The 8,055-nt window shown below is 68.5% G+C and carries 9 protein-coding genes and 1 tRNA gene; 4 read left to right on the forward strand and 6 right to left on the reverse strand.

The window, feature by feature from the left end; genetic code table 11:
• Nucleotides 1-250: 250 nt before the first annotated feature.
• From polA to QNJ30_27720, 5 genes are all read right to left on the reverse strand, one after another.
• Nucleotides 251-3,037, reverse strand: coding sequence for a DNA polymerase I (polA, locus tag QNJ30_27700; GenBank protein MDJ0947249.1), 2,787 nt, complete (start codon nucleotides 3,035-3,037; stop codon nucleotides 251-253).
• A gap of 87 nt (nucleotides 3,038-3,124) precedes the next feature.
• The gene (locus QNJ30_27705; protein MDJ0947250.1) at nucleotides 3,125-3,550 is read right to left on the reverse strand and encodes a hypothetical protein; all 426 of its coding nucleotides are present in this window, start codon (nucleotides 3,548-3,550) and stop codon (nucleotides 3,125-3,127) included.
• A 130-nt stretch (nucleotides 3,551-3,680) separates the two neighbouring features.
• Nucleotides 3,681-4,073: a type II toxin-antitoxin system VapC family toxin gene (locus QNJ30_27710; protein ID MDJ0947251.1), complete on the reverse strand. Its 393-nt coding sequence runs from the start codon at nucleotides 4,071-4,073 to the stop codon at nucleotides 3,681-3,683.
• Nucleotides 4,073-4,327 (reverse strand): type II toxin-antitoxin system VapB family antitoxin, encoded by a 255-nt coding sequence (locus QNJ30_27715; GenBank protein MDJ0947252.1) that lies wholly within the window; start codon nucleotides 4,325-4,327, stop codon nucleotides 4,073-4,075. Before QNJ30_27715 ends, QNJ30_27710 begins: the two co-directional genes overlap by 1 nt.
• An 88-nt stretch (nucleotides 4,328-4,415) precedes the next feature.
• Nucleotides 4,416-4,607, reverse strand: a complete 192-nt coding sequence (locus QNJ30_27720) for a zinc-finger domain-containing protein (GenBank protein ID MDJ0947253.1) — start codon at nucleotides 4,605-4,607, stop codon at nucleotides 4,416-4,418.
• Between the two features lie 172 nt (nucleotides 4,608-4,779).
• On the opposite strand from QNJ30_27720, the gene QNJ30_27725 reads away from it, so the two are divergent.
• The 4 genes from QNJ30_27725 (at nucleotide 4,780) to QNJ30_27740 (ending at nucleotide 7,751) form a co-directional block, all read left to right on the forward strand.
• Nucleotides 4,780-5,790 (forward strand): ABC transporter ATP-binding protein, encoded by a 1,011-nt coding sequence (locus tag QNJ30_27725; protein ID MDJ0947254.1) that lies wholly within the window; start codon nucleotides 4,780-4,782, stop codon nucleotides 5,788-5,790.
• A complete protein-coding gene (locus QNJ30_27730; GenBank protein ID MDJ0947255.1) occupies nucleotides 5,771-6,877 on the forward strand; it encodes an alpha/beta hydrolase in 1,107 nt (368 codons plus the stop codon). The genes QNJ30_27725 and QNJ30_27730 overlap by 20 nt, the downstream gene beginning before the upstream one ends.
• Before the next feature lie 79 nt (nucleotides 6,878-6,956).
• Nucleotides 6,957-7,033, forward strand: a tRNA-Arg gene (locus tag QNJ30_27735).
• A gap of 166 nt (nucleotides 7,034-7,199) precedes the next feature.
• On the forward strand, nucleotides 7,200-7,751 hold the full coding sequence (locus QNJ30_27740) for a hemerythrin domain-containing protein (GenBank protein ID MDJ0947256.1): 552 nt from the start codon (nucleotides 7,200-7,202) through the stop codon (nucleotides 7,749-7,751).
• 24 nt (nucleotides 7,752-7,775) lie between these two features.
• On the opposite strand, the gene QNJ30_27745 is transcribed toward QNJ30_27740, so the two are convergent.
• On the reverse strand, nucleotides 7,776-8,055 hold a 280-nt coding region (locus QNJ30_27745), incomplete at its 5' end, for a hypothetical protein (protein MDJ0947257.1).

Genomic DNA, 8,055 nt, shown 5'->3' on the forward strand with positions numbered 1-8,055 from the left:
AGGCCGCAGAAATCGGCTCTCAAGGTCTGGGTCCGAGCCGGGATCACCCCCACCCCGGCCCTCCCCCATCAAGGGGGAGGGGGTTTCCGCTTCGATCTCGCAGCCGGAGGCCTGATTTGCCTCATCGCCGGCAAACCCAAGTCAAGCAAAGCATCCTCCGCAGTCCTGCTGCGCTAAACCGGACAGCCGTGGATCGAGTCCGGGCATGACATGAAGTGGAAACAAGCGGGGGCTGTGGCAGTCGGGCATGCTAGTGCGCCTCGGCCCAGGTGTCGGCGACGCCGGCCTCGGCGACCAGGGGCACCGAAAGGTTGAGCGCGGGCGCGGCGGCGCCCTCCATGACCGCGCGGACGACCTCGGTGGTCGCCGCGACCTCGGCCTCGGGCACCTCGAAGAGCAGCTCGTCGTGGACCTGCAGCAGCATCCGGGCGGCGAGGCCCTTGGCCGCCAGGGCGGCGGGGATCCGGATCATGGCCCGCTTGATGATGTCGGCGGCGCTGCCCTGGATCGGGGCGTTGATCGCCGCCCGCTCCGAGAAGCTGCGCCGGGCCGGGTTCTTGTCCTTGATGCCCGGCAGATGGACCCGGCGGCCGAAGAGGGTGGTGACGTAGCCGGTCTCGCGGACCCGGGACTTGGTCTCCGCCATGTAGGCCTTGATCGCCGGATAGCGCTCGAAATAGGCCTCGATGTAGGCCTTGGCCTCGGCCTGGGGAATGCCCAGGTTGGCGGCCAGGCCGAAGGGCGAGATGCCGTAGATGATGCCGAAGTTGATCGCCTTGGCCCGGCGCCGGACCATGGGATCCATGCCTTCGACCGGGACCTCGAAGACCTGGGCGGCGGTCATGGCGTGGATGTCGGCGCCCGCCTGGAAGGCCTCGCGCAGGGCCGCCTCGTCGGCGATATGGGCGGCCAACCTGAGCTCGATCTGGCTGTAGTCGACCGACAGCAGCTTGTGCCCGGGCTCGGCGACGAAGGCCTCGCGGATCTGCCGGCCCTCTTCCGTGCGCACCGGGATGTTCTGCAGGTTGGGATCGTTGGACGAGAGGCGCCCGGTCGAGGCCACGGCCTGGCTGAAGGAGGTGTGGACCCGCCCGGTCTCCGGGTTGATCTGGGCCTGCAGGGCGTCGGTGTAGGTGCTCTTGAGCTTCGAGGCCTGGCGCCACTCCAGGACCCGGGCCGGCAGGTCGTGGCCCTGGGCGGCCAGGGCCTCAAGCACGTCGGCCCCGGTCGAATAGGCGCCGCTCTTGCCCTTCCTGCCGCCGCCCTCCAGGCCCATCTCTTCGAAGAGGATCTCGCCCAGCTGCTTGGGCGAGCCGATGGTGAAGGGCCGCCCGGCGAGCTTGTGGATCTCGGTCTCAAGCTCGGCGATGCGGGTCGCGAAGTCGTTGGACAGGCGGTGCAGGCGCTCGCGGTCGACCTTGATCCCGGCCCGCTCCATCGCCGCCAGCACCGGCACCAGGGGCCGCTCCAGGGTCTCGTAGACCGTCGCCATGTGCTCCAGCACCAGGCGCGGCTTCAGGAGCTCGAAGAGCCGCAGGGTGATGTCGGCGTCCTCGGCGGCATAGTCGCGGGCCTTGTCGAGGGGCACCCGGTCGAAGGTCACCTGGGCCTTGCCGGACCCGGCCACGTCCTTGAACTTGATGGTCTCGTGCTCGAGGTGCAGGCGCGAGAGCTCGTCCATGCCGTGGCCGTGCAGCCCGCCCTCCAGCACGTAGGACAGCAGCATGGTGTCGTCGATCGGTCCGAGGTCGATGCCTTGGCGCGCCAGGACGACCATGTCGTACTTCAGGTTCTGGCCGACCTTGAGGACCGCCGGGTCCTCCAGCATCGGCTTGAGGAGGGCGATGGCCTCCTCGAGCGGGATCTGCTCCGGCGCCGCGCCGTCGTCCAGCAGGTCGCCGCTGCCCTCGGCCGCCTTGTGGCCGAGCGGGACGTAGCAGGCCTCGCCGGCCGCCAGGGCCAGGGACACGCCGACCAGCTCTGCCGCGACCGCATCCAGCGAGGTGGTCTCGGTGTCGACCGCGACCAGGCCCTGCGCGCTCGCCCGGGCGACCCAGGCCGCCAGCTCCTCGGCGTCCCGGATCAGGCTGTAGCTCGCTTCACCGGCCGGCGGGGGCGGCGGCGCCTCCTCGACCGGCGCCTCCAGGCCCAGGATGTCGTGCAGGCGGGCCAGGATGGAGCGGAACTCGTACTTCTCGAGGAAGGCCTTTAAGGCTTCCGGGTCCGGCTGATGCAGGCCGAAGTCGGACAGCGGCGCCTCGGTCGCCACATCGGCCTTGAGCTCGACCAGCTCCCGGCTGATCCGGGCCTGCTCGGCGAACTCGATCAGGTTCTGGCGGCGCTTCGGCTGCTTGATCTCCTCGGCGCGGGCCAGCAGGCTCTCCAGATCGCCGTATTCCTCGATCAGCTGGGCCGCGGTCTTGATCCCGATGCCGGGGACGCCCGGAATGTTGTCCACGGAATCGCCGGCCAGGGCCTGGACCTCGACCACCTTGTCCGGCGGGACGCCGAACTTCTCGACCACCTCGGCCGGACCGATGTCGCGGTTCTTCATGGGATCGAGCATGTCGACCCCGTCCTCGACCAGCTGCATCAGGTCCTTGTCCGAGGACACGATGGTCACCCGCGCCCCGGCCGCCTTGGCCTGGCGGGCGTAGGTCGCGATCAGGTCGTCGGCCTCGTAGCCCAGCATCTCGACGCAGGGCAGGTTGAGCGCCCTGGTCGCCTCGCGGACCATGGCGAACTGCGGCACCAAGTCCTCCGGTGGCTCGTCCCGGTTGGCCTTGTAGTCGGGGTAGATGTCGTTGCGGAAGGATTCGCTGCTGGCATCGAAGATCACCGCGATGCCGTCGGCGTCGGAATCGCGGAGCAGCTTGATCAGCATGTTGGTGAAGCCGAAGGTCGCGTTGGTCGGCGTCCCGTCCGTGGTGTTGCGGGTCGGAATCGCGTAGTAGGCCCGGAAGATGTATCCGGAGCCGTCGACCAGGTAGAGGTGCTTGAAGGGGAGATCTCGCTTGGCCATCGCGGGGCCGAGCATGCAGCAGCCCGGCCCGGGAGTCGAGCCCGGGTGGCAGACCCTGCGGCGGGCTCCTGACAGGCGGCGCCAGCGCGCGCTGAGACCGGCTCACTCCTCCTGGATCGATTCCAGGTAATGAGTCAGCAAAACGATCCGCACGTGGGCCGGCAGGAAGCCGGGCTTGGCCTCGTCGCCCCGGAAGCGCTCCCAGTAACCCGGCATCTGGAAGCTCTGGTGCGCGGTCAGGGAGCGCACGCCGCTGATGGTGTCGTAGACCTGCCAGAAGGGAAAGTCGCCGCCGCTGCGCCGGGCGATTCCGGTCAGATCGGAAGGCGGAATGGCGAGGACCTCCGCCATCGGCCCGCGGCCGCGTCCGTCATGCCCGTGGCAGGCCACGCAATGCCAGCGGTAGTCGTCCTCGCCTTCCTGGATGATCAAGGGTTGCTGGGCAAGCGCCTCTGCGCCGCAGGCCAGCGAAAGGACGATGGCGAGCGCCGGAAGACGCCGGCGCAGGGGATTTCGGAACCGGGTCACGGCGATGACTCCCACACTGTCTGGCGAACCGGCTCGGATCTGACCAGAACGCCGCGTCAGTGGCCTTGACGCGGATCAAAGGCTGCTCCACCCGCAGACGTAGTTGCCGGCCGCCGCTCTGGCGGGCCGTTCACAAGGCAGATGAGATATCGGTCCGGGAGAAGTCCTCGCCCTTGAACAGCAAGGGTAGACCGCGCGCCTTGGCGAGCGCGTAGGCAAAGCGATCGCCGAAGTTCAGGGAGGCGCCATGTCCGCGGCCCTTGCCGAAGGCCTCATAGGCGTCCAAGGCAATTGTGCCCTGCTCGACCGTGACCGGCTCGACCGCCATGCCGCCCGCTTCAAGCAATGCCTCGAGATCGGCGCGGGCCTCGGCACCATAGCGCGCCATCAGAACGATTCCAGATTCAACGACGTTAGCGGCCGAGATCAGCGGTCGCTCTACGGCTTCGATCGCTTCCGCAAAGCGGTGAGCGTCGTCCTCCTGGAGCAAGATCGCCAGGATCGCCGAGGTATCGACAACCATTAGCCCGGCACACCGTCCCGATCGTATCCGAGAATCGTGTCGGCCTCACGGTCATCGAGCACCCGGCGCGAGGAACACCGTCGCCCGATCTCCATCAGTCGAGAGGCAACGCCCCCGCGGCCCCGCTTGGCCGCCTCGCGCTTCAGACGCTCCTCCAAGGCCACCTTGACGGCCTTGGTCATGCTTTCGCCGGTCAGACTCGAGAGCTGCTTGGCTAATCGATGTGTGCTGTCGTCCTTTATGTTGAGACCCATGAGCACTCACATGGTAGAAAGTACTTACAATTCTACCATAACAGAACCTGCAGAGCGCTTTCAAGGGGTTGCGCCCGCCCGCCGAGGCTCAGTGCCCGCCGGAGGCCTTCGCGCCGGACCTGAGGACGAAGCGCCGGTCGCAGTAGGGGCAGTCGATCTGGCCCTTGCCCTCCATGTTGAGGAAGACCCGGGGATGGCCCAGGGCGCCGCCCTCGCCCTCGCAGGCGACGATCTCGCTGTCGACTTCGACAACTTCCGGGGGATCGAGCGGTGCGTCCATTGAGGCCCTGCCCTGTGATTGCCCACACCTGCAATTAATCAGGCGCGTGATGAAGAAAGCTAGGTTGACCGCGCTTTCTGGCGGATGATACCCATTCGCGCGCCGCGATCAATTCTCCCGTCGCGATCCGCTGCGGATTTCCGGTCGCCGGCCGAACCGAGGATCCGATCCGATGTCGAAGCCGCCAGCCACGAACGGCGATGGGCGCCAGGGCGATCTCGCCGCGCCGGCCCTGCCCGAGAACGCCGTCGAGGCCCGGGGGCTCAACAAGATCTACGGCGGCCGGGAGGGCAAGCACGCCCTGATCGACGTCGATCTGGAGATCCCGCGCGGCTCGCTCTTCGGGCTGCTGGGCCCGAACGGCGCCGGCAAGTCGACCTTCATCAACATCCTGGCCGGCTTGGTCAACAAGACCAGCGGCCGCGCGCGGATCTGGGACGTCGACATCGACGACAACCCGCGCCAAGCGCGCGCCGCCATCGGCGTCGTGCCCCAGGAACTGAACATCGATCCCTTTTTCACGCCGCACGACCTGCTGGAGCTCCAGGCCGGGCTCTACGGGGTGCCGCCGCGCGAACGGCAAACTGCTGAAATACTTGAGATTCTAGGCCTGGCCGACAAGGCGGGGGCCTACGCCCGCACCCTTTCGGGCGGCATGCGCCGGCGCCTGCTGGTGGCCAAGGCCATGGTCCACAACCCGCCGGTCCTGGTCCTCGACGAGCCGACCGCCGGGGTCGACATCGAGCTGCGCCAGCAGCTCTGGGCCCGGGTCGTTGAATTGAACAAGCGCGGCACCACCATTCTGTTGACCACCCACTACCTGGAGGAGGCGGAGGAGCTCTGCGACCGCATCGCGATCATCAACCACGGCCGGGTCATCGCCTACGACACCAAGCAGGCCCTGCTGTCGCGCCTGGACGACAAGTCGCTGACCCTGATCGTGGACCGCGACCTCAACGGGGTGCCGGAAGCCCTGGCCGAGCTGAACGCCGAGGTGGTCGAGCCGCGGCGCCTGATGATCCGCTACCACCGCAGCCACTGCCCCCTCGACCGGATCCTCAGCGCGGTCTCCCAGGCCGGCCTGACGGTCATCGACCTGACCACGGAGGAGACCGACCTGGAGGACATCTTCCTGCAGCTGACCCGCAGCGGAGGCCAAGGCGATGACCGGCGGCCGCGCTAGGACCGGCCTCCGGCTGCTGGCGCTCCTGCTGCTGGCGCCCCTGGCCGCCTGCGGCACGCCGGAGGTCGCCCCGCCCGGCCCCTGGGCCGAGAACGGCGGCGGCCCGCCGAGCTTGGCCGACGACAGCTTCACCGCCCGCGACGGCCTGAGCCTGCCGCTGCGCCGCTGGCTTCCCGAGGCGCGGCGGCCGCGCGGCGTCTTCCTCGCCCTGCACGGCTTCAACGACTATTCCAAGGCTTTCGAGAGCCCGGGCGAGGCCCTGGCCGCGCGTGGCTTCGCGGTCTACGCCTACGACCAGCGCGGCTTCGGCCAGGCGCCGCACCGGGGCCTCTGGCCCGGCATCGAGACCATGACCCGCGATGCCGCCGACCTGGCCGGCCTGCTGCGCAAGCGCTACCCGGAGTCGCCGCTCTACCTGATCGGGGAGTCCATGGGCGGCGCGGTCCTGATGGCGGCCACGGCCGGACCGGAGCCGCTGGACTACGACGCCCTGATCCTGTCCTCGCCGGCGGTCTGGTCGCGCGAGACCATGCCCTTCTACCAGACCTGGAGCCTGTGGCTCGGAATCCGGCTCTTCCCCTCGCTCAAGGTCTCGGGCGGCGGCTACAAGATCCAGGCCTCCGACAATGTCGAGATGCTGATCGGCCTGGGCCGCGACCCTCTGTTCATCAAGGAGACCCGGGTCGACGCGCTTTACGGCCTGACCAACCTCATGGACCGGGCCTACGAATCGGCCGACCGCCTGCCCGGGCCGGCCCTGCTGCTCTACGGCGAGCGCGACCAGATCGTGCCCAAGAACCCGACCCTCGACGTCTGGCGGCGCCTGCCGAAGAACGGCAAGGCGGAGGGCCAGCGCATCGCCCTCTACGAGGACGGCTGGCACCTGCTGCTGCGCGACCTGCGCGGCGAGGAGGTGCTGGAGGACATCCTGGCCTGGCTCGAGGACCCGGAGGCGCCGCTGCCCTCGGGCGCCGACGCCAACGCCGTCGACTACCTGGCCAGCTACGCGGCCTTCTACGGAATCGAGCTCAGCGACTTCCAGGCGGCCGACCCCCAGACGAGCGGTTCCCAAGCGAGCGATCCCTAGGCGCCGGCAAGCCCCGCGCGGCGCCGCACGGAAGCCGTTGTCCTGGCGCCAGGCTTCGACTAAAGTCGCACGCCCATGCGGACCCGTAGCTCAGCTGGATAGAGCGCTTCCCTCCGGAGGAAGAGGTCTGGGGTTCGAATCCCTACGGGTCCGCCAATCCTTCCCGACATCGTTCAGAACGCCTCGGCTTTCACGCCAGCATGCGAATTGTCATGGATCAAGGCGACCGGGCCGCGGCGGCGCTAGGCTCCGGGCAAACTCGCCGAAGGGCGGCCGGCCCCGGCGGGCCGGCAGGGGATGCTGGAAGAAGGGGAAGAGCGATATGATCGACCTGGTGGAGGAGCTCGAGCGGGATCACCTCAACATGGCGGCGCTGCTGCGCGTGCTGGAGCAGCAGGTCGAGGTCTTTCGCCGGGGTTACCGGCCCGACTACGAGATCGTCCAGGCGATCATGGAGTACTTCCTCGATTATCCCGACCTGATCCACCATCCCAAGGAGGACATCCTGGCCCGCCGCCTGATGGCCAAGGGCGGCGAGGCGGCCGCGATCCTGGCCAGCCTGCCGGACCAGCACGCCGAGCTCGGCCGGCTGACCCGGAGCTTCGCCAACGTGCTGATGAACGTCCTCGATCATGCCGAGCTGGAGCGGGACCGCTTCGTCCACGCCGCCGAGGACTTCATCGAGGCCCAGCGCCATCATATGGAGATGGAGGGCCAGCACTTCTTTCCGCTGGCGCGCCACGCGCTGACGCCCGACGACCTGACCGATGCCGCGCTGGAGGCCCTGGAGCGCGAGGACCCGCTCTTCGGCCACCAAGCCCAGCCGCGCTTCGACGCCCTGCGCCGGGCGGTCCTGGAAGCGGAGCCCGGCTGAGCCTTCGAAGCGTCTCCGTTCGATCTAGCGGCCGAGGTCCGGCTCGTCCTCGCGGCCCTGGACCATGGAGCGCAGCAGGCGCGAGGCCGCAACGTCCAGCATGCCGCCCCGGAAGGAGGCCCGGACGATCTCGAAGACGCTGTCGCGGTCGAGCTGGATCGAGATGCAGCCCTCGCCCTCGGCGTCGATCTCCATCTCCAGGTGGCTGCGGTTGGCGGACACCGAGAGCCGCTCGCTCTTCAGCGACTTGCGCGCGCCCTTGACGTCGATGGAAACCTTGGTCTGCATGTCCGGCCGGTCCTTA

The sequence above is a fragment of the Kiloniellales bacterium genome, from assembly GCA_030066685.1.
GTDB lineage: Bacteria > Pseudomonadota > Alphaproteobacteria > Kiloniellales > JAKSBE01 > JAKSBE01.

What these genes read in the sequence shown, in the direction of transcription:
- polA (MDJ0947249.1), bottom strand. Translation starts at nt 3,037, where the DNA reads ATGCTCGGCCCCGCGATGGCCAAGCGAGATCTCCCCTTCAAGCACCTC.
- QNJ30_27710 (MDJ0947251.1), bottom strand. Translation starts at nt 4,073, where the DNA reads ATGGTTGTCGATACCTCGGCGATCCTGGCGATCTTGCTCCAGGAGGAC.
- QNJ30_27715 (MDJ0947252.1), bottom strand. Translation starts at nt 4,327, where the DNA reads ATGGGTCTCAACATAAAGGACGACAGCACACATCGATTAGCCAAGCAG.
- QNJ30_27720 (MDJ0947253.1), bottom strand. Translation starts at nt 4,607, where the DNA reads ATGGACGCACCGCTCGATCCCCCGGAAGTTGTCGAAGTCGACAGCGAG.
- QNJ30_27725 (MDJ0947254.1), top strand. Translation starts at nt 4,780, where the DNA reads ATGTCGAAGCCGCCAGCCACGAACGGCGATGGGCGCCAGGGCGATCTC.
- QNJ30_27730 (MDJ0947255.1), top strand. Translation starts at nt 5,771, where the DNA reads ATGACCGGCGGCCGCGCTAGGACCGGCCTCCGGCTGCTGGCGCTCCTG.
- QNJ30_27740 (MDJ0947256.1), top strand. Translation starts at nt 7,200, where the DNA reads ATGATCGACCTGGTGGAGGAGCTCGAGCGGGATCACCTCAACATGGCG.